The organism is Segetibacter aerophilus, from assembly GCF_007991655.1.
Taxonomy (GTDB): Bacteria; Bacteroidota; Bacteroidia; order Chitinophagales; family Chitinophagaceae; genus Segetibacter; species Segetibacter aerophilus.
The window spans coordinates 133,844-155,503 of the sequence record NZ_BJYT01000009.1; the positions used below are offsets into that span (position 1 = coordinate 133,844).

Genomic DNA, 21,660 nt, shown 5'->3' on the forward strand with positions numbered 1-21,660 from the left:
CGTTTTCCCAAACAGCACTATCATCGAAAATTCAAGACAAATTCCGTCCTGCAGAATCAGCTTCAATGACAGGCTTTGTGGGACAAAGATTAAATGCTTCTTATAAAAATCGAATTCTCGCACAAGATGTTAATCGTTTGATTGAACCTTTTAAAAACCGAACGGAAGACAGGTGCTGGCAATCAGAGTTCTGGGGTAAGTGGTTTACTTCTGCGGTTCAGGCTTATAACTATCGTCGTGATCCCTCGCTTAAATCAAAAATTGATGCGGCGGTTGCGGAGCTAATTAAAACACAAACGCCTGATGGGTATATTGGTAATTACGCCGACGCAAAGCACCTTGAGCAATGGGACATTTGGGGAAGGAAGTATTGTATGCTTGGCCTCTTGTCTTACTATGATCTTACTGGAGATAAAAAAAGTTTATTGGCAGCAGGCAAAGTCGCCAATCATTTGATGAACGAACTCGCTTATAAAAACGTAAAAATCGTTCAAAAAGGAAACCATCGTGGCATGGCTGCAAGCTCGGTTCTTGAACCAATTACAATGCTCTATGCCCGTACTAACGACAAACGTTATCTTGACTTTGCTGAAGAAATTGTAAGCGAATGGGAGTCTCCGAATGGTCCGCAATTAATATCGAAAGCGGATGTAAATGTAGGCGAGCGTTTTCCTATACCTGAGAAAAACTGGTTTGGTTATGAGCAGGGACAAAAGGCGTACGAAATGATGTCGTGTTACGAAGGGTTGCTCGAGTTGTACAGGTTAACTGGCAAGGAGGCATATAGAACTGCGGTGGAAAAAGTTTGGGAAAATATCAAAAACACCGAAATAAACGTCGCCGGCTCCGGCTCAAGTATGGAAGCCTGGTTTGGCGGAAAAAAACTACAGCCATTGATTTCTATGCACTACCAGGAAACGTGTGTTACCGCCACGTGGATAAAACTAAGCCAGCAATTGCTGAGGCTGACAGGTGAAGCGAAATATGCAGATGCGATTGAAAAATCTTTTTATAATGCCTTACTCGGATCAATGTTACCTGATGGCTCTAGCTGGGCCAAATATTCTCCTATTCTCGGTATCAGAAATGAGGGCGAGGACCAATGTCATATGGGCCTGAACTGTTGTGTAGCCAGTGGACCGCGAGGTCTGTTTACGCTGCCACTTACAACCGTCATGTCGGATCAGGATGGAATAGCTGTAAACTTTTTTAGTCCTGGTGTATACAAAGCAAAAACTCCCGGGAAACAAACAATTGAGTTGGTACAGGAAACCGATTATCCGGTTGGCGGAATAATTAATTTGGCAGTAAAAATATCCAAACCTGAAGCTTTTGATGTAAACATCAGGATACCCGAATGGAGCAATAAAACAACGCTGACTGTAAATGGAGAAGCTATAGAGAATGTACCACCGGGAAAATTTGCTCAAGTCAAAAGAGTTTGGAAAACCGGAGATAAAATCACCCTCACCCTAGATATGCGCGGACGGCTTGAAACAATTGCAGGGCTTCCTTCTTACCAGGCTATTCTACGCGGTCCTATTGTTTTAGCCCGGGACAAAAGAATGACCGGTGATGCTGATGTGGATGAAACAATCACTCCTTTGCTTACAAAAGATGGTTTTGTACCATTGGAAATGGTTCCGTCAATCAACAACGAAAGTATTTGGATGAGCTTTAAAACACCCTGCATGGTCGGGTCATATAGAGCCGAAGCAAGCGGAAAACCCGTATCTCTAACCTTTTGCGATTATTCTTCCGCAGGTAATACCTACAGCGAAGACTCTCGTTTCCGTGTCTGGTTTCCGCAGTTGCTTGATCCTAGAAAAAAATTGACAGAATAAATAAGCCGTACGAAACAGTGCTCTAACTATTGCTTGTACTGAATTTTATAAATTGTTCCTTTAGCATCGTCCGATACATAGAGCGATCCGTCTGGTCCCATTGCTAAACCACATGGTTTGTGTATGTCTTTATCAATTGAAAAACCTTCTGCAAACGTTTCCCATTTACCAGAAGGCTTTCCATTTTTAAAAGGAACAAACGCCACGAAATAACCTTTTTGCAGTTCGGCAGATTTTGCATGAAAAGCAACGAAAGCTCCATCCTGGTATTTCTGCGGGAACTTGTTGCCGCTGTAGAACAACAATCCATTTGGAGCGAGATGCGCCGGAAAAGCAACAACCGGATCTTGTGCCTTTTCGGCCCGTGTTTTCTTTCCATCGCCACCATATTCTGGTGCAAGTACTTTTTTGCCCTGGAAATGATCATAGTAAACATATGGCCAGCCACCATTAGAACCCTTCTTTACTTCATACATAGTTTCTGCTGGTAACATGCTGGCCTGTTCTGCGGAATAGTATTGTGGAAAGAGGTCGTGCAACTGATCCCGACCGTGCTCGAGGATGAACAAAGAATTCGTTTTGGAATTCCAATCAAGACCAACGGCATGCTTAAAGCCCGTAGCATAATGAACTGCGTCTTTGTATTGTTGGTTCAACTTATCTGCTTTAAACTGCCATATGCCACCAACCGAGTCAAGAAGCGGGCAAGGACTTGGAGCGACCTTAGATGTAGGATCAATAAGGCACGCACCGATATAGGAGCCGACATTTACATAAATATTACCATTGTTATCAACAGTTATAGACTTTGCATTATCCCTGTTTCTATTGACTAGTCCTACAATTATTTTTTCCGGTTGATTTGCATTGATCACCTCGCCTTTGCCATCTAGTTTATAACGATACACATCGTCATTTGAAGAAGCATACAGGTAATCATTCTTAATGAAAATACCAGTGCCGGGATAATCACCGAAAGCAGTTTGTTGATCAAACTTGCCATCTCCGTTTGTATCTTTTAAATAAACAATTCCTTTCCCGTCTTTCAATTTCGAAAGCTTTACATATAAGCCTCCTTGCCTGTTTGCAGCCATATGCCGTGCACCTGCAAGACTATCGAAGGCAATCGTTGCAGTAAAACCAGCTGGTAATTGCATTTTTGCGGCAGAGCTATCAGCAAAATTTGCGGTAGGTGTACGCGGTGGAGCAGCCTGTAGATTAACTGTCAATGCAATTGATCCAACAATAAAACCTAGTCTAATAATTAGTTTTTTCATATAGCATTTAAAAAGGTAAAAAGTCAAATGTGCAATAACTGTTGCCATTCAATCTACCGTTGTTTGTTTAAGTAATTGTTGTCAAAAATACGGTTTCAGCGAACGCAAAATGATTAGTCTTGAATATAAAGTTTGAAGCTTTCAGGAAGACTTTTCTTTTTATTCGAAGAAGGAAATTAGTTTCGATATTGTTTATACCTGGTGTGCAACAAGTCTTTCATGTAACAGTTTATTTCAAACTGGTCTGCCACAGGAGCATTTGTGAAAGGAATGGATGGCATATACGGCTTAGGCCCAAACTCGGTAGTCACCGGCATTATTTCGACACCTGCCTTTTCGTTCACTGCTACAATTCTATCCCACCAGCCAAAAAACTTTTCTACTGCATAGGCCCACTCTTCAGCCCTTGGGTCGGACACCTGCGGTCCCTCCTCAAATCCAACCCGTGTATGTATATGCCTGCTTCTATTGATCGCTTCGTCTAAGATTTCAGAAAAGTTTTCCAGCATACTTTCAGTAACACAAACCCAATGAGAAAAATCTGCAGTGAGCAAAAACTCCTTACGTGCTTGAAAGATTTCGTTGGTCATTTGAGGACTGTAACCTACTCTTCCCCGGTGTGTTTCGTGTACCACGGTTATTCCTGTTTTTTCTGAAAACTCCTGTGCGATGTCTATTAATTCAAGATTTTGTTCGAGCGAGAAATAATCGCGACCGGTGTGAGAATTTATGAGGATTGGTTTAGGCTCTGCACAAATCTTTAGATTTTTTGCAAAAGAGGACTTAAATGCTTCAAAGGTGTCTCCTGCTGCCTGGTGCTGGTGGGTGACGATATACATTTCATGCTTTTGCAGGTAATCAAACAGCAACTTCTTCTCGTTGCTGTTTTCCGGCACCCATGTGTCGAAACCATCGTATCCTGCCTCCCGCATTTTATCGAGAAACAATTTGTACTCGAGGTGTTCGTGCCCCCATAAGGGACTTAATATTTTGATCGTCATTTGTTCATAGTATTTTAATCTTTTACCAATCCTTCAATATTTACCGCCCATATAAAAGGCGCCGCGGCTTCATAAAATAAAGTGTAGGTAAGATGATGAATACAAGCAGAAATCAATATGTTTGAAAAATTGTTATTTACGAAACCGGCGCATTTAAAGCATCTACCGTAAAGAGACAGATAAGCATTTAATTAAACTAAAAATAGTATGTTATTACAAAAAACACTTTTAAGTGCAGCAGCCGTCGTTCTAGCATCGGCAGCAGGACTCGCACAAAAAGTAGCATTTACCGAGTATGATTTGCCGAATGGACTACATGTAATTCTGCACGAGGACAAGTCGGCTCCGGTTGTCGCAGTATCGGTGATGTATCATGTGGGATCAAAAAATGAAGAAACAAGTAGAACAGGCTTTGCCCACTTTTTCGAACACCTGTTATTCGAGGGTACCGACAATATAAAGAGGGGCGAGTTTATGAGGCTTGTATCTAGTAATGGCGGAGAAAACAACGCTAATACTTCGCAGGACAGAACTTTTTATTATGAAGTTTTTCCATCGAACCAGCTAAAACTTGGTCTATGGCTCGAGAGCGAAAGAATGATGCATCCTGTTATTAATGAAGTGGGTGTTAGAACTCAAAATGAAGTAGTTAAAGAAGAAAAGCGATTGAGAATCGACAATGTACCCTATGGACATTTTACAGAGGAGATTTTCAAAAGGCTATTTTACAACCACCCCTACAAATGGCAAACGATCGGTTCAATGGCCGACCTTGATGCGGCAAAGCTCGAAGAGTTTAAAGCCTTTTTCAAAAAATATTATGTTCCTAACAATGCCGTGCTTTCAATAGCAGGCGATATTGATGTTGCGCAAACTAAGGAATTGGTTGCGGCTTACTTTTCTCCAGTTCCCCAGGGTGAGCCAATTCAATATAAAAAAGCAGAAGAGCAGCCAATTACAAAAATGATTGTCGATACTGCTTACGACGCCAATATACAGATACCCGCAATCATGTCAGCCTATAGGGTTCCGGGATTAACGAGTAAGGATGCGACAGCAATGGAAATGATTTCTGCAATACTTTCCGGTGGAGCAAGTTCGAAGTTGTATAAAAAAATGGTCGATGAAAAAAAGAACTCCTTGCAGGTCGGTGCATTCAACTATGTGTTGGAAGACTATGGCGCTTATATCACTTATGCCTTACCAAATAACAATACTCCGCTCGATGTTCTCTTGAAAGACGTTGATGAAGAAATTGTGAAGCTTCAAACAAACCTGATAAGCGAAGACGATTATAAGAAGATCCAAAACCAGTTTGAAAACAATTATGTAAACGCTAACTCCCGTATGCTTGGAGTTGCAGAAAACCTGGCTAAAGGATATACGTTTTATAACAAGAATACCAACAACATCAACCAGGAACTTGATAAGATCAGGAGTGTATCAAGGGAAGATATCAGGGATGCCGCGAAAAAGTATTTGCAACCGAACGCCAGGGTCGTTTTATACTACCTGCCCGGAAAGGCAAGCCTATAAATTCTTATTTTATCAACCACATTGCCCGCTAAAACTTGAACAAGATTTAGCAAAGTTCAAAAACATTTAAACTGATGAAAAAATTCTTAATACTCACCGCAACTGCCTTTTTATTTTTCGGTGCAGAGGCACAGGTGCAAATAGACCGTTCAAAAAGACCAGAGCCCGGACCAGCGCCGGTAATCAAACTAAAAGATCCTGTTATCTATAAACTACCAAATGGCGTAACCGTTTTGATTGTCGAAGATCATAAACTACCGAGAGTTTCTTCCAGCTTTTACATCGATGCAGGGCCAATTAAAGAAGGGTCAAAAGCTGGTGTAATGTCTCTAATGGGTCAGATGCTAAACGAGGGAACAAAGGATATGTCGAAAGCCGCATTTGATGAGGCGGTTGATAAAATTGGTGCAGAAGTAAGTCTAAATTCCTCAGGTGGAAATGCAACTGCCCTTACCCGCTATTTCAGCCAGGCGTTTGAACTGATGGGGAAAGCAGTTAAGAGCCCCGCCTTTACTCAAGAGTCCTTTGACAAGTTGAAGTCGCAGACCTTAACAGGAATGAAAGCAGATGAAAAAAACGTGAAAGCTGTATCAGCAAGAATGGTTAATGCTTTAGCTTATGGAAAGCAACATCCGCTGGGAGAATTTGAAACAGAAGAAACGGTAAAAAATTTAACCCTGGCCGATGTAAAGACTGCCTACCAACAATACATCACTCCGTCAAGATCTTATCTAACTTTTATTGGAGATATTAAACCAGAAGTTGCACAGCAATTAGCGTTGAAAGTGTTTGGCCCTTTTAAAGGTCGCGCGCTAACATTGCCTACACTCACTCCGGTACCTAATCCTGCAAAAACTGAAATTGATGTGATTGATATGTCGAATGCTGTTCAGTCTGAAATTACCGTAACTAACCTGGTTGACCTCAGAATGAATAACCCGGATTACTTTGCTGTTCTACTCGCTAATCAAATCTTGGGTGGTGGTTCAGAAAGTCGGTTGTTCAATAACCTTAGAGAAAAACATGGCTTTACTTACGGCGCATACTCCTCGGTACAAGCGGGAAGGTTTCAGAATTTATTTACTTCTTCAGCCGCCGTTAGAACTGCAAAGACGGATAGCGCTGTGGTAGAGTTCATAAATGAAATTTCAAGACTTCGAAATGAGAAAGTATCTGACGAAGAACTAAAAAATACCAAAGCATTGTATAACGGTCAGTTCGCATTAGGCCTTGAGAATCCTGCTCGCACAGCTTCATTTGCAAGAAATATTCTCATCAATAATCTGCCTAAAGATTTCTATAAAACTTACCTGCAGAGGATTAATGCGGTAACAAAAGAAGACATCCAAAGAGTAGCTCAAAAATATTTCAATAGCAACAATACCCGCGTGGTAGTGGTCGGCAATACTTCTCAAATGAAGGAAGGTCTTTCTAAACTTAATTATGCGGTTAAGATGTACGACAGGTATGCAAATCCTGTAGTCGAAGGTGCTAAGTCTGCAGCATCAGCTAACGTAAAAGCTGCTGATGTTATCAACGATTATTTGAAGGCAATTGGCGGAACAGACGCTTTGAAAAAAGTAAATTCCATTTTTGCGACTATGGCTATGCAGATGCAAGGCATGAACTTGCAGGTACAGACGAAAAACATGCTACCAAACATGGAAAGCACGACGATGTCGATGGGCGGTAACGTGGTTATGAAAACCAGCTTCAATGGAACTGCGGGCTACCAGCAACAGATGGGCAACAAAAAAGATTTAACACCTGAAGAAATCAAGGAAAAGAACTTGGTAACAGGGCTATTTGAGCAGATGGATTACGTGACTAATCCGGCGTTCAAAGCTGAAGTAAAAGGCACTGAAAAAGTAAATGGTTCCGATGCTTATAAAGTTGTTATTACATATCCAACAGGTGCAACGAAGACAGAATTTTACGACGTAGCCACCAAACTACTGGTGAGAAAAGAGGAAGCGAAGACAACTAATAATATGACTGCCACATCCACGATGGATTATAGTGATTATAAAAAGGCCGGCACTATTTTGTATCCTTTTTCGCAAACCCTTACTATTTCAGCAGGCGGCCAAACGCAGGTGCTCGAGATGAAGGCATCTGATGTGAAAATAAATGAAGGAGTAACCGCAGCAGACTTTCAATAAAAATTAGCTCATTTTGTAAAAAAGGGAAGATATAAACGTCTTCCCTTTTTTGTTGCCACCTATCTCATTAGTGGTTTGTTCGGCCTACCAAAAGTGCTTACTTGAGCATCGTTGCGTCGCACTCTTGTTCTACAAACCTTTATTCAACAGATTCTAAAAATTGCAAAATTTAACAGGCGATAAAAAAGATTAATTGAAAATCTACAGACAAACGGAGCGTCGCAACCAAAGCTCCATTTTTGCAGGACGCTGGTGACAAAAACCACTACCTAAAGAGAACGTCCCCGTACAATCAGTTACCAGAAAAAGCTGCTTGTCTTATCTCATCATAATGATACAAGTTCAGACCTTTCTTGCTCGTAACCGCTGCATGCCTCATAGCTGCCGCAACCGTTGCAGCCTGTATGCCTTTGTACTTTTTCAGGCATGCCACAAAAAATAAAGATGCGGTCTGCATCAGCGCCTTTCCTACCATTTCACCAAGGCGAAACTCCTTTCTTTGGCCAAGCAAAATACTTGGCCTGAAAACATGGAAACCAGTGAAACCTAAAGCCGCAATTTCCGCTTCTACTTCACCTTTGAGCTTTAAATAAAAATTTGCCCCTTTTTCATTTGCGCCGACAGAAGAAACAAGCAGGTAAGTAGTAAAGCCCGCCGCTTTGCCGAACTTTGCAGCATTAACAGGAATGTCAAAATCGATTTTTCTATAAGCAGCTTTGTCGCCTTTTACTTTTTCGTTGGTTGTACCGATGCAACAGAAAATGCAATCACCCTTACCAAGCTTTGATTGATATTCGGCAAGATTATTAAAATCAACAATTTCGACTTCCAGCTTGGGATGCGATAATTGTACGGGTCTTCTGACAAGTATTCTTACTTTTGAAAAAGCAACATCATCTAACAATTGTTGCACTAATTGTTCACCAATAAGACCTGTTGAACCCAATACTACAGCAGTTAACGATTGCATATTTTTTACTTTAAGCAATTACATGCAAATTCAACAAAATATTTCACTTCGGCCTTATAACACTTTTCGAATTGATGCTTATGCAAAATACTTCGCAAAATTTACTTCCCTCTCTAACTTAGAACAGCTCTTCGATGCTCCTTTTTTGCAAGAAAATGAACGTCCTTTTATCATTGGTGGTGGCAGCAATATTTTGCTTACGCTCGACTATAACGGGCTTGTAGCTAAAAATGAAATGCATGGAATAGAGATTGTTAAACAAGACCAACAGCATGTATATGTAAGGGCAGCCGCGGGAGAAAACTGGCACCAGTTCGTTCTTTACTGCATTGAAAACAATTTTGCCGGTGTAGAAAATCTTAGCCTAATTCCTGGAAACGTCGGGGCTAGCCCCATGCAAAACATTGGTGCTTATGGAGTAGAAATAAAAGATGTTTTTTATGAGTTGGAAGCATTTGACATCAACGAACGAAAGGTGAAAACGTTTACCGCAAAAGAATGCGAATTTGGATACCGTGAAAGCGTATTTAAGAGGAAATACAAAGGGCAGTATATCATCACAAGCGTTACTTTTAAACTTAACAAACAACCTGTTTTCAACACAAGCTATGGCGCCATTCAGCAGGAACTTGACAAGATGCAGGTGAAGGAATTATCCATAGCAGCCATTTCTCAGGCGGTCATTAATATTCGCCAAAGCAAACTACCTGACCCAAATAAAATCGGCAACGCAGGCAGCTTTTTTAAAAATCCTACCATACCTCAGCAGCAGTTTGAAGATCTTAAAAAAGAGTTTCCCCAGATAGTTGGTTATCCTGCAAAAGACAGTGTCAAGGTAGCTGCAGGTTGGTTGATAGAACAATGCGGTTGGAAAGGCTATAGAAAGGGAGATGCAGGCTGCCATGCACAGCAAGCTTTGGTGTTGGTTAATTATGGAGATGCAAAGGGTAGTGAGATACTAGCATTATCGTCAGAGATCATGCAAAGTGTGGAAGCGAAATTTGGAATTATGCTCGAAAGAGAAGTAAACGTTTTGTAGAAGCAACTTTTTATAATCATCGCTTGTCAATGCTAGTATCATTTTTAAATCATTTTATGAAAAAAACATTTACTCTTTTTTGCTTCCTTTTTGCTGCAACATCTGTAATCAAAGCTCAATCCGCGGCTAAAACAGTTTTCTTTGAATTAGGAGGTCCCGGGCTGGCATCAATTAACTATGACATGCGTCTAAATAAAAAAGAAGACGGGCTAGGCTTTAGAGTTGGAGTCGGTGGTTTTAGTATTGACGATGCAAGTATTGTATTTATACCGCTGGGGCTGAATTACCTGTTAGGTAAAGATGGCAAAAACTATTTTGAACTGGGCGGTGGAATAACTGCGGTTGCAGGAAATGACGGTTCAAGTGACGGAACATTCTCAGGTTCTTTTGGCCATCTGAATTTTGGTTACCGTCTTCAGCCTTCTAATGGCGGCTTTTTATTTAGAGCGGGTATAGTGCCATTATTTAGTAAGGACGGCTTCGTTCCTTATTATGCAGGAATTTCATTTGGATATAAATTCTAAGATGACGGGCCAGCCTGTCAACGAAAAAATAAAAAAGGGGATGTTCTGAACATCCCCTTTTTATATTGTTTATCTAAAATCATCCTCCGTTAAATCATCTTCAAAATTCATTGCGCCAAAGTTCATCATACTTCCCATCAAATCTTTGAACTCAATTTTGCCGTCAAGCATTTTCTTGCTAATCAACGAATAGCTCGCCAGTCCGTGCAATACAAACTCCATTAGTAGAGCGTTTTCTTTGTCATTTGCCTGCGGGTAATATTTCTTCACGAAAGCATGCAGGCCGTCCACCTTATACAAAGAGTTAAGTTTTCCTGCGTCATTACTGTCTAATAAAAGATCAAGATGATTACCACCATCAAACCAGCGAATGATTGCTTTGTACGGATTTTCCTCTTCTGTTTTCACCTGCTGACTTGCCTTGCCTGTAGCCTTTTTCTTTTTGCTAGCCTCAGGGTTAGGGAAGTACAAAATGAATTGAGAGCGAATGGACTTTTCTAAAAGGTTAACCGCCACCTGGTAGGGTCCTTCCTGCTCGCCTTCGTACACCAATTCAATCTTACCTGTTATAGATGGAATGATCCCCACGAGATCGCTAATCCAAACCTGGGTTTGTTTTTCATTGTGAATGATTGCGCGGCGCTCTGCACTACTAACCGCATTTTCATATGCCGCAATCGTAAGCCTCGCACTAACGCCACTCTTCTTATCGACGTACTCATTATTTCTTGCTTCAAATGCAACCTGCTCTATCAAGCGCTTAACGAGGTCGCTCACAGTTATTCGTTTCGACTGTTCTTCCAAAACGTCCGCTTCCTGCTCGGTGATCTCTAACGACGTCTCAATAGTTTTAGGATAGTGCGTCAATATCTGGCTTTCAATACGGTCTTTTAATGGAGTAACAATACTACCACGGTTGGTATAGTCTTCGGGATTTGCAGTAAATACAAACAAGATATCAAGTGGCATTCTCAATTTAAATCCGCGAATTTGTATATCACCTTCTTGTAAAATATTAAAGAGGGCAACTTGTATTCTCGCCTGTAGATCGGGCAATTCATTTATAACGAAAATGCTACGATTACTACGGGGAATGATACCATAATGGATGACCATCTCATCAGCAAAACTTAGCTTAAGATTGGCCGCCTTAATAGGATCAATGTCTCCAATTAAGTCGGCAACACTAACGTCTGGGGTAGCCAACTTTTCTCCATATCGATCGCTTTTGTGTACCCAATGTATAGGAGTACTGTCCCCGTGTTGCGCGACAAGATCTTTAGCAAACTTGCTGATTGGCCTGAACGGGTCATCATTTATTTCGCTTCCTTCAACAGTTGGAATGTACTCGTCGAGCAAGTCTATCATTTGCCGCGCCATTCTCGTTTTTGCCTGTCCTCTTAAGCCAAGAAACAAAATATTGTGGCGGCTTAGCAAAGCTCTTTCAGTATCAGGAATCACAGTTTCTTCATATCCCACGATCCCCGGAAAAGTATTTTCTTTCGCCTTAATTTTTCCTATCAGGTTTTCACGAATTTCTTCTTTAATTGTCCTGCTTTTATATCCACTTTTTCTTAAGTCACCTAAAGTCTTAATGTTTGTAATATCCATTTATGTTTTTTTGGTAATCAACTTATGTTTTTCATAGCAACATCGTTGTGTCACTCACTTGTACTTTCAATCTTTTTTCGGTAATTTTTCATAACGAGGAATAATGATCGCGGCAGGAAATGATATTGATTGCTTCTTCAGTTACCTCATATACGAGTCGATGCTCATCATTTATTCTTCTACTCCAAAAGCCTTTTAAATGATGCTTCAATGCTTCTGGCTTACCTAATCCCTCGTACGGGTTTCTTAAAATATCCTCTATCAAATCGGCGATCTTGTCCTGCATTTTTTTATTCTCATTTCGCCACGAATTGTATTCTTTAAAAGCAGTCTTGGTAAAATTGATTGTTCTCATTTCCGCAGCTCATCAGGCGTAATTGAAACTAAGTCACCGCCTTTAAGCTCGCTTAAAGATTGCTTGAATTTGTCCCTGTTATCTTTTGTGGAAAGCAGGAAAAATGTATCGTCATCATCTTCTTCAACGGTTATTAAAAGTTGCTTCTTCCCAAAAGCATGTTTTAGTTTCTGCAGAAAATCTTCATTTAGTTCATCCGTAGATATGTGATAAGTCGTGGTCATGTTAGTAATAAACAATCAGAGGTATTTTTTTAAAAATTCAAATAAACCCTAATACACCGTCTTCCTCTTTCCGCTTTCAAAGTCTTTAAAGATAAAAGCACCCAGCTTATCAAGGGAAGCGAAGAAAGCTTTACCGTTATTTGTCTCAGTAAATTCGGTAACAAATTTCTGTAAATAAGGATCGCTGGCAATCATAAACGTTGTAATGGGGATCTTCAGCTTTTTGCATTGGGCAGCCAAATTGATACACCGGTTAACCACCTTTCTGTCTAAACCAAAACTGTTTTTATAATAACGTTTGCCAATCTTTAAACACGTTGGTTTACCATCCGTGATCATAAAAATTTGCTTGTTAGGATTTTTCCTGCGCCGAAGTAGATCCATGGCAAGTTCAAGGCCGGCAACTGTATTAGTATGATACGGGCCGACCTGTAAATAAGGGAGATCTTTAATTTCTATCGGCCATGCGTCGTTACCAAAAACAACGATATCCAAAGTATCTTTTGGATACTTAGTTGTGATAAGTTCGCTCAGCGCCATCGCTACTTTTTTGGCAGGAGTAATCCGGTCTTCCCCGTACAAAATCATGCTGTGACTGATATCAATCATTAGCACGGTTGAAGTCTGGGTTTTATAATCAGTCTCCCTGATCTTCAGATCATCCTCATGCATGCTGAAGCTTTCGATGCCATGATTTATCTGCGCGTTCCTAATGCTTTCGGTAAAATCAATTTGCTCCATGGTATCGCCAAACTGAAACTGCCGCACGTCAGGACTGATTTCATCTCCACCACCCGGTTTAAAAGTATCGTGGTTCCCTTGCTTTGACTTTTTAAGTTTACCAAAAATCTCCTCCAAACTGTTCTTCCGAATACCTTGCTCCGTTTTAGATGTAATAGAGATAGTGCCGTTTACAGGGTTTTCATCTATATATCCCTTTTCTTTCAATTCGTCTAAAAAGTCACCCATCCCATATTCATCGTTGGTAAGACCATATTGGTTATCCAGTTGGTTCAGCCATTGCAGCGCTTCGCTGACATCTCCGTTGGTATAAGTAAGTAACTGTAAGAATAAATTGAGTAACTGCTCAAACTTTGTTTTCCCATTCATGTTCGGGTCAAACTTCTCAAATCGGTGTCCTAGCATAATTGACAATTTCGCAAATAAAAGTGAATTAAATAACACAACATCTAAGCCAGTATAAAGTTTAACTTCTTTATGCCATTGAGTCATGTAAGAAGAAAAACCGGCCTGCAAAACAGGTAGTATTGGACAATTGAGCGTAGATAAAAAAAGACAGAAAACGGTAGTCATTGCGGGAGAAACCGTAGGGCCATCTCAAAAATTTAAAGGACGGGAATATCGAAATGTTGAGAACATGAGGCCTCTGGTTGCTAGTGTCCTCTTGATTCGCCGCTTCCATATCTTCTGTGCGAAGTTCCTGCCCTACCACCGGGAGAGTTGATCGTTCTTTCAGATATGGATATTTTTGGCTGGTCATCATCAGAATCATCCTTCATAGCTCCAGTTTCATCTGTTTCTGGGGTTGTTTTATCTGTTGCAAGTTCTGGCGGTAGGCCATCTTTGTTAATAGCCGCTGTAGCCAATGCAGTTAAAAGGTCGTCGGCATCATACTCTTCCTGCAGCGTTTCGTTTAAAAGTTTTGCTACTGTGGGTAGATTGAGTTGGTTAGCATAAGCAACGGCAGTTCCATAAGCGCTTATTTCATAGTGTTCTATTTTTTGAACAGAGGCTATAATTGCTGCATCTTTTATCTCCTGCGCTAAATCTAAGGTGAGCAGTTGTCTCATTTCTGCAATTAACCCTGCAACTCCTTGGCTCAAATATGCCTGGCCCGTATCCGACATTTCGGGTATTGCAAATCCCGGTATTTTTTCCTTAATAAGTGTCGGTATTTTATTTAATCTTTCCACTTGCGCTGTAGTTAAGCCGGCGTGATGTTGTAGCGCATTTTTTAATGAACTATGATTTGCTTGTTCTATGACTAAAGGAATAGCATCAGAAACCTGCTGTTCTGTTGCACGAAGACAATGCAGGTTATAGCTTAGCAGATCAACAAGATTATTCAAAGTTTCCATAATCGAACTTTGAGTAAATAGAGAAAAAATTATGCCTTTTCATTATTCCTGATTGTAAACAGTGCTGGCATGTGTTTTAATTAAACTTATTAATAATCAATAAAAATGAGCATCGATAAAAAACAGTTGGAAATAAATGTGAACCTGCATTCACTTGAACCTGACTTTTTAAATTACGAACTTCATTACGTGATTGCCAAAAGCGAAAGCTCTTTTAGGTTTGCTACCTGGGATGAGCAGCCGGAATCAGATGAGCACAAATTTTACTTTTTTCTCACTGAAAACGAACTACATATTCCAGCGGGAAACATAACCTTAGAAGAGAGCTATGTTTTGAAAGAAGAGCCAATTTACCCCTGCGTGTCTTCTTATAAAGATTTCAAATCCGTTATTGAAAAAGTGCGAACAGAGGGAGTTGCGAAAGCGATAAAATGTTTTTCTAATGAAGAAACAGATACGATCAGAGAACAATTAGAAGGCACTTTTGGAAAAATCGACAAACATCTTGTAAAAAGCTCGCAAGGTCAGCATCTTCTCCTCGTATTTGATGAATTTGAAATTTCGATTTCTGCTACAATGGTCTATTTCAGATGGAAAACACCTTTTAATGCAAGCCACTATCAACACGTAAAAGAAGAAAAGGAAGGCAATTAAGAGAAACCCTGAATGAAATAACGGTACAGCTGTAACGGAGTGAAAAATAAGAAAATTATAAAGCCTTTCGAAAACGAAAGGCTTTATAATTTCTAGACTTTAAAAGCAGTCCCTGATAATTAGTTGTTTAATACTTCAGACTTTCTGTCCTTCGTCTGGTTCCTACGGGCAGTATATGGGATCATAAAAGAAGAAAACGATCCGAAACAAAAGTTACCTACTGTAGCACACATAAAAAGTATAAAGACGAGACCATTTGTTTTACCTGTTCCTGTTTGAGATGGCGCATTTACTAAGGCACCGTCAGATTTACCACCACTAAAAATGTCGGGGATGAAAATTGGCAAAGCAATTGCGGCCACAATGCATGATATAATAATCGCTACAATCGTCGCAATATGTCCTGCAGCAACCATAGTTTGAGTACTTGCATTTTCCCCCTTAGATTTATTTAGGGCTAACATATAGGCGCCAATCACCACCATAACTATTGCGTTACCTAAAAATAGCAACCAGGTACTTACAAAATCTTCAGACGAAAGGAAAATAAACATAGGGATACAAAAAGCGACTGCTGACAAGAAGCCCCACTTTAGATATGAGCTTATATATTCTTTTTTAAACATTGCTAATGATTTTTACTTACAAGTCATGTGACCATGGCATGCGTAAAAAAATCATTCCAATATATTATCTAATTATTGCATTTCGAATGCGATATGATATAGTGGAAGCAGCTGTCTATAAATTAGAACTAGAAAATAGCCCCGAAACTTGGTCTATTTCAACGGGTCCAATTGTGCAAGCTCGAAGATTAATACGCCTCCTCTCCGGTCTTAAAGACTCTCTTTAGCTTAAGATTTTTTATTGGTGCAACTATTAGCGCAAACTTTTCCACAGATACATAGCTCGTATCTAGACCAAAACTTTTTGCCTCCGAAAGGCTTAGATCTTTCAACCAAAAATGAAACTTCATCACCAGCCTCTCAAAAAAAGGCAATTCATTATCGTTACTTAAGTATTTCTCCATCACAACAAACTGGAAATCGCCTACTATGTTATTACGCTCCAGGCTTTCGTATCGACTCGTAATGTTTACTTCTTTATTAGCAACTAGATCGGCTACCACCTGCCTGAACATCAGGTTTATCCTAGGCTGCACCCTGAAACCCAACCTAAACTCTACCCTTATGATATCATTAGGAATAATATGCTTTACGCTGTAGTCACTAGTATACGGCTCATCCACAGTATGCACGTGCACAAACCAATAAATGTCAGCTCTTTTGGGTTTCCTGTTTAAAATTGAGTGGATGATCTTGTGCTCAATCTCGTTGGGATTATCAGCACTCGTCATATAGACAAGGTGAGTAGCATGTTTTATGATCGACCTATCGTTACTTAATTCTTCCAGCCGGCCTATGTAATCATCCAGCGGCACAAATTCGACATACCTGTTTTTGATTTTTCGCGCGCGGTACCAGACGTACATTATCGCAAACAAAAATCCTCCTGCAACCAATGTCACATAACCCCCGTGCGGGAACTTATCGAGGTTAGCGGTCAAAAAAGAAAGTTCAATAGTAAGATAAACGGCGAGGTACAGATAAATAAATGGTTTGGCCGCCCGGTGTAAAACAAGGAAATTGGCAAAAAGAATAGTTGTGGCAATCATACACATGGTAATTGCAAGACCATAGGCCGCCTCCATGTTTGTAGACTTTTGAAAATATAATACGATGCCGACGCAACCAATATAAAGTAAAGTGTTTATCCCCGGGACATACAGTTGACCACGGGCTTCGCTCGGATACTTAATTTTCATTTTTGGCCATAGGTTGAGGCGAATGGCTTCACTAATGAGGGTAAACGAACCGCTGATCAATGCCTGGCTTGCAATTACAGCTGCAGTAGTAGCTATGATAATTCCGGGAACAACAAACCATGTGGGCATTATACCATAAAACGGGTTAAATCCATCAGTGATCATTGTTTGGGTGATAGCTTGCCCTCTGTAATTACTAAGTAGCCACGCTCCCTGACCCAGGTAATTTAGTATAAGACAGGTTTTTACAAAAATCCACGAAAAGCGAATATTCTCACGGCCGCAATGACCGAGGTCGGAATACAAGGCTTCGGCTCCGGTAGTACATAAAAAGACTGCTCCTAAAATCCAGAAACCCTTTGGATAAGTGGCTAAAAGCTTGATGGCATAATAGGGATTTAACGCACGAAAAATGTGAATGTCATCTAACAGGTGGCTTAACCCCAAAATAGCTAACATTAAAAACCAACCGCCCATGACAGGGCCAAATAACTTACCGATAGAAGCAGTGCCGAACTGCTGCAAAAAGAACAGCCCGGAAATGATTGCCACTACTATATACACGATGATGCGGTCAGAAATATATCCAAGGAAATCAATGTTTCTAAGTCCTTCAATCGCGGAGGTAACAGAGATGGGAGGCGTAATCATACCATCAGCCAGTAGGGCTGCCCCACCAATCATTGCCGGAAATACCAGCCAGCGTCCCCTTCGTCTTACCAGCGCAAACAGAGAGAAAATTCCGCCTTCTCCCCTGTTGTCAGCCTTTAAAGTAAGAATGACGTATTTGACGGTAGTTTGAATAGTAAGCGTCCATATGATGCAAGAAAGGCTTCCAATGATTAGCAAACCACTTATCACTTTCCCGTTGGTAATGGCATTAAGTACATATAAAGGAGAGGTACCAATATCACCGTAAATTATTCCCAGAGCGATTATCAGGCCGGCAGCAGAAACTTTATTATTAGGTGCACTCATAGTTGAAACAAGAATTTGCTACTTTATCTTTTTCTATGAAAAAGAATGCAAAGCTACATTCAAATTGAAGGATAATTCACCAACATTATTTTAAATACAACTTCAAATTGAGCTAAAATTTATCATTCTGGAACTAACAGCTGTAAGCTTTTTGAGGCAGATTCCTCATTAATACAAAATATAGGAGCAAGACAAGTGAGAAGTCACTAATGTTCCTTATGCTGGGTACTCAACAGTATGACAAGCAATAAAACCGACAATAATAAAAAACACCCCTGGCAAGCCAGAGGTGTTTTCTAAAAATTATAAATAGAGGATTATTTGTTTTCTCCTTTATTTTCTCCGCCTTCTTCTTGTTGTAACCTGTCTCTAATGGCGGCTAAAGAGCTTAGATCACCCAACGTAGCTTTTTCAACCTTAGTTTGGATGTTTTTAACTGCTTTGTTTGTTTTTTCAGCTTCTACACGAGCTTCTTTACGTGCAGCGTCTTTTTCTTGTTGTTGTGCCTGCTCCCAAATACGGGTATGACTAACAACTATACGCTTTTCGTTACGGTCAAATTCAATAACTGTAAACTGTGCATGCTCATCAACTCCCAGGCTCTTTCCGTCTTCTTTAACAAGGTGACGGGCAGGTGCAAACCCTTCAAGACCATAAGGCAATTGAACTGAAGCGCCTTTGTCATCCTTACGAGTGATAGTTGCTTCGTGGATAGTTCCAATTCCAAAAGTATCCTCCAATGTATTCCAAGGATCTTCTTCAAGTTGCTTGTGGCCTAACTGCAATTTGCGGTTGTCTTTGTCTATACCCATGATGATGATGTCGATCTTCTCACCAACCTTAGTATAGTCCCCCGGATGGTTGTAACGCTTCAACCAGCTTAGGTCGCTGATGTGAATCATTCCACCAATACCTGGTTCAAGTTCGACAAATACACCGTAAGGAGTGATGTTTTTCACCAAACCTTCGTGCTTGCTTCCTTCTGGGAATTTATTTTCGATAGTGCTCCAAGGATCGTCAGTCATTTGTTTGATTGACAGGCTCATCTTGCGGCTATCTTTATCAAGAGTCACAATCTTAGCTTCGTACTCGTCACCAAGCTTAAAGAATTCTTTAGCGTTGATTGGTGTGTTAGCCCATGTGATTTCACTTACGTGAACAAGACCTTCAACACCGGGCATGATTTCTAGGAAAGCACCGTAATCTTCAATATTTACAACTTTACCTTTTACAACCTGGCCTTCAGTAACTGTTTCAGGCAGCACATCCCAAGGGTGTGGAGTAAGTTGCTTCAAACCGAGGCTGATACGCTTCTTGTCGTCGTCGAAATCTAATACAACCACGTTCAATCTTTGGTCTAGTTTCAACACTTCGCTTGGGTGGTTGATACGTCCCCAGCTGATATCGGTGATGTACAACAAACCATCTAAGCCGCCAAGGTCCATAAATGCACCAAAGTCTGTGATGTTTTTGATAGTTCCTTCCAATACCTGGCCTTTCTCAAGCTTAGACATAATCTCTGCTCTTTGAGCTTCGATGTCGCTTTCGATAAGGGCTTTGTGAGATACAACGGCATTCTTAATTGCTTCGTTAACCTTAACAACTTTGAATTCCATTGTTTTACCGACGAACTGGTCGTAGTCAGTAACCGGCTTAACGTCAATTTGAGAACCTGGTAAGAATGTCTCCATACCAAATACGTCAACGATAAGACCACCTTTAGTTTTGCTGGTAACAACACCGGTAATAACCTCACCAGTCTTATGTACTTCAACAATACGCTCCCAAGCTCTGAAGATCCTTGCAGATTTACGAGATAGGTGTAAGTGACCAGCCCTGTCTTCTTTCTCAACAACCATCACCTCTACGTCGTCACCAACTGCAAGGTTTGGAATGTCACGGAATTCGTTTAAAGAAACAAGACCATCAGATTTGAAACCGATGTTTACAACTACATCAGTTTTGGTTAGGGCAACAACGCTACCGTTGATGATTTCACCATCATTGATTTGTACGAAAGTGTTATCATAAACACTGTCATACTTTTCTCTTTCTTCTTTCTTGTAGGTACTAACATTACGCTTGTCAATACTCCAGTCGAAGTCATCATGAGGCGTTTCAACACGAGCCTGATAAGCCTCTTTTGCAGGTGTTGCGTTTGTTTCTGTAGTAACCGGCTCAGCTTCATAAACTGAAGAATGAACCAATCCATCCCCAGGTGCATTTGTTGTCGCTGTAGTTGCTTCAGTATCTGCAGTTGCAGTTACCGGAGCACTCTCCTGTGCATCAGCGTTTGGGTTAACAATTTCATTTTCGGACATAAAATAACCCCGAGAGTTTTAATTCGGGGCTGCAAATGTAAGTAAAGACGTCGGAAAAAGCTTTAAAGGAAAGATTAAAAATGCTATTGGTAATTGTAGGTTTAGACCTTTTTATCAGCAATTACTGAATATTCTAAAAATCACAGATTACAATATTCTCACCTCATTCTTAGCAGCCTCTTAACGCTATTTCTAAAAGAAATTTTAAAACCAGAGAGGAACACCGGAAAAAATCCTTCTGAATAAGTTTGTAATAATTTTTATCCTAATTTTATTCCTCACCAAAGAAAAGGAGGTATTCATGCAATCTACAGATAAATCATGGAAGCCTTCGGTTAGTATCGCCTAACCGGGCTGTTCATAAAAATAATCTGCCGACGCACAGGCTGTGTTGGGGCCGCTAAGCAAGTCTTGGCGGCTTTTTTATTTAGCTATTAAGTTAACTCCCGGTTCCTTTATTGATTCCCTCCATTGCTTTACTTTTCGCTTTTTCAGCTTCCTCTCCTGAAATCCGTTCGGCGCCATCAGTTACGTTTTGAGCTTCCCCGGGATTGGTATCTCCATCAGGAAAGTTTTTTATACGGCTAACTTCTGCCCTATCTCCTGCTTCGTGTTGATTTTCATTTTCTGGTAACATCTGTATTATTTTTGGTTTTACAATTATTATTGACAAGTGTAACAGAAGAAATTCTATGCCGTTCCCAACTTTCCCCAAAAAAGAAAATTGCTTTCCACACCGCTGCTTCGGAGTTGAAGAAGTCGTGTGTAACCAGCGATTTCCTTTAAAGGATTTGCCGCAAAAGGATAGATGTGTTAAACAGAATCGGAAAAAAGCTTACTAAAACATTCAAACAAAGGAGAAAAAAACGCATGGCAAGAAAATTGAATGCCTTCTCAGTATTTAACAACTAAAAATATTTGTATGGCAACGAATTTAAATCCACAACATTCAGAAGGTCCTGTAGCAACGGCTATAGAAGAGCAAACAGCAAAGCTACCATCAGACTTATTTTTATGGTTGGCAATGGGGTCAATAGCAATTTCTCTAGGTTTTAAAATTGCCGGGAAAAATGACAAAGCTTTGTTTGTTGGACAGTGGCCTCCTACCTTTTTACTACTTGGACTTTATAATAAATTAGTAAAACTTGAAGGGCACGATTAGGCCTTACCGTAATCTGCAATTGAATAAAATAGGTTTAAGCATTACGCTTAAACCTATTTTATTTAATACTTGACAGCA

At 40.3% G+C, this 21,660-nt stretch carries 19 protein-coding genes; 7 read left to right on the top strand and 12 right to left on the bottom strand.

Annotated features, from left to right (window positions below):
* Positions 1-65 precede the first annotated feature (65 nt).
* Entirely contained in the window at positions 66-1,844 is a 1,779-nt protein-coding gene (locus SAE01_RS13325) for a glycoside hydrolase family 127 protein (protein WP_218029155.1), read from the top strand.
* A gap of 26 nt (positions 1,845-1,870) precedes the next feature.
* Here SAE01_RS13325 and SAE01_RS13330 read toward each other — a convergent pair whose 3' ends face one another.
* Positions 1,871-3,121, bottom strand: a complete 1,251-nt coding sequence (locus SAE01_RS13330; protein WP_147204263.1) for a PQQ-dependent sugar dehydrogenase — start codon at positions 3,119-3,121, stop codon at positions 1,871-1,873.
* A gap of 176 nt (positions 3,122-3,297) precedes the next feature.
* On the bottom strand, positions 3,298-4,122 hold the full coding sequence (locus SAE01_RS13335; RefSeq protein WP_147204264.1) for an IolE/MocC family protein: 825 nt from the start codon (positions 4,120-4,122) through the stop codon (positions 3,298-3,300).
* Positions 4,123-4,329: 207 nt separating this feature from the next.
* On the opposite strand from SAE01_RS13335, the gene SAE01_RS13340 reads away from it, so the two are divergent.
* Both SAE01_RS13340 and SAE01_RS13345 read left to right on the top strand, forming a co-directional pair.
* Positions 4,330-5,658, top strand: coding sequence for a M16 family metallopeptidase (locus SAE01_RS13340; RefSeq protein ID WP_147204265.1), 1,329 nt, complete (start codon positions 4,330-4,332; stop codon positions 5,656-5,658).
* Positions 5,659-5,732: 74 nt separating this feature from the next.
* Positions 5,733-7,820: an insulinase family protein gene (locus SAE01_RS13345; protein WP_147204266.1), complete on the top strand. Its 2,088-nt coding sequence runs from the start codon at positions 5,733-5,735 to the stop codon at positions 7,818-7,820.
* 292 nt (positions 7,821-8,112) lie between these two features.
* Here SAE01_RS13345 and SAE01_RS13350 read toward each other — a convergent pair whose 3' ends face one another.
* Positions 8,113-8,790 (bottom strand): NAD(P)H-binding protein, encoded by a 678-nt coding sequence (locus tag SAE01_RS13350; RefSeq protein WP_147204267.1) that lies wholly within the window; start codon positions 8,788-8,790, stop codon positions 8,113-8,115.
* Positions 8,791-8,812: 22 nt separating this feature from the next.
* Between SAE01_RS13350 and murB the strand changes: the two genes are divergently transcribed.
* Positions 8,813-9,829 carry a UDP-N-acetylmuramate dehydrogenase gene (gene murB / locus SAE01_RS13355; protein WP_147204268.1) on the top strand — a complete coding sequence of 339 codons (1,017 nt, stop codon included), beginning with the start codon at positions 8,813-8,815 and terminating at the stop codon, positions 9,827-9,829.
* Between the two features lie 56 nt (positions 9,830-9,885).
* Positions 9,886-10,353, top strand: a complete 468-nt coding sequence (locus SAE01_RS13360; protein WP_147204269.1) for a hypothetical protein — start codon at positions 9,886-9,888, stop codon at positions 10,351-10,353.
* Between the two features lie 69 nt (positions 10,354-10,422).
* Here the strand turns inward: SAE01_RS13360 and SAE01_RS13365 are convergent, their stop codons facing one another.
* From SAE01_RS13365 to SAE01_RS13385, 5 genes are all read right to left on the bottom strand, one after another.
* A complete protein-coding gene (locus SAE01_RS13365) occupies positions 10,423-11,964 on the bottom strand; it encodes a MoxR family ATPase (RefSeq protein ID WP_147204270.1) in 1,542 nt (513 codons plus the stop codon).
* An 88-nt stretch (positions 11,965-12,052) separates the two neighbouring features.
* Positions 12,053-12,319, bottom strand: coding sequence for a Txe/YoeB family addiction module toxin (locus SAE01_RS13370; RefSeq protein ID WP_147204271.1), 267 nt, complete (start codon positions 12,317-12,319; stop codon positions 12,053-12,055).
* Positions 12,316-12,558: a hypothetical protein gene (locus SAE01_RS13375; RefSeq protein ID WP_147204272.1), complete on the bottom strand. Its 243-nt coding sequence runs from the start codon at positions 12,556-12,558 to the stop codon at positions 12,316-12,318. The genes SAE01_RS13370 and SAE01_RS13375 overlap by 4 nt, the downstream gene beginning before the upstream one ends.
* Before the next feature lie 33 nt (positions 12,559-12,591).
* Complete coding sequence (locus tag SAE01_RS13380; protein WP_147204273.1) at positions 12,592-13,689, bottom strand: vWA domain-containing protein; 1,098 nt, start codon at positions 13,687-13,689, stop codon at positions 12,592-12,594.
* 248 nt (positions 13,690-13,937) lie between these two features.
* The gene (locus tag SAE01_RS13385; protein ID WP_147204274.1) at positions 13,938-14,642 is read right to left on the bottom strand and encodes a YciE/YciF ferroxidase family protein; all 705 of its coding nucleotides are present in this window, start codon (positions 14,640-14,642) and stop codon (positions 13,938-13,940) included.
* 105 nt (positions 14,643-14,747) lie between these two features.
* Between SAE01_RS13385 and SAE01_RS13390 the strand changes: the two genes are divergently transcribed.
* On the top strand, positions 14,748-15,296 hold the full coding sequence (locus tag SAE01_RS13390) for a hypothetical protein (RefSeq protein WP_147204275.1): 549 nt from the start codon (positions 14,748-14,750) through the stop codon (positions 15,294-15,296).
* Positions 15,297-15,415: 119 nt separating this feature from the next.
* Here SAE01_RS13390 and SAE01_RS13395 read toward each other — a convergent pair whose 3' ends face one another.
* The 4 genes from SAE01_RS13395 to SAE01_RS13410 all read right to left on the bottom strand — a co-directional run bounded on the left by SAE01_RS13395 (position 15,416) and on the right by SAE01_RS13410 (position 21,057).
* Positions 15,416-15,922, bottom strand: a complete 507-nt coding sequence (locus tag SAE01_RS13395; protein ID WP_147204276.1) for a hypothetical protein — start codon at positions 15,920-15,922, stop codon at positions 15,416-15,418.
* A gap of 188 nt (positions 15,923-16,110) precedes the next feature.
* Positions 16,111-18,099: a KUP/HAK/KT family potassium transporter gene (locus SAE01_RS13400; RefSeq protein WP_147204277.1), complete on the bottom strand. Its 1,989-nt coding sequence runs from the start codon at positions 18,097-18,099 to the stop codon at positions 16,111-16,113.
* 317 nt (positions 18,100-18,416) lie between these two features.
* Positions 18,417-20,420: a 30S ribosomal protein S1 gene (rpsA, locus tag SAE01_RS13405; RefSeq protein ID WP_147204278.1), complete on the bottom strand. Its 2,004-nt coding sequence runs from the start codon at positions 20,418-20,420 to the stop codon at positions 18,417-18,419.
* A 439-nt stretch (positions 20,421-20,859) separates the two neighbouring features.
* Positions 20,860-21,057 (bottom strand): hypothetical protein, encoded by a 198-nt coding sequence (locus SAE01_RS13410; RefSeq protein WP_147204279.1) that lies wholly within the window; start codon positions 21,055-21,057, stop codon positions 20,860-20,862.
* A gap of 285 nt (positions 21,058-21,342) precedes the next feature.
* Here SAE01_RS13410 and SAE01_RS13415 point away from each other — a divergent pair, with 285 nt between their 5' ends.
* Positions 21,343-21,582, top strand: coding sequence for a hypothetical protein (locus SAE01_RS13415; protein WP_147204280.1), 240 nt, complete (start codon positions 21,343-21,345; stop codon positions 21,580-21,582).
* Positions 21,583-21,660 lie beyond the last annotated feature (78 nt).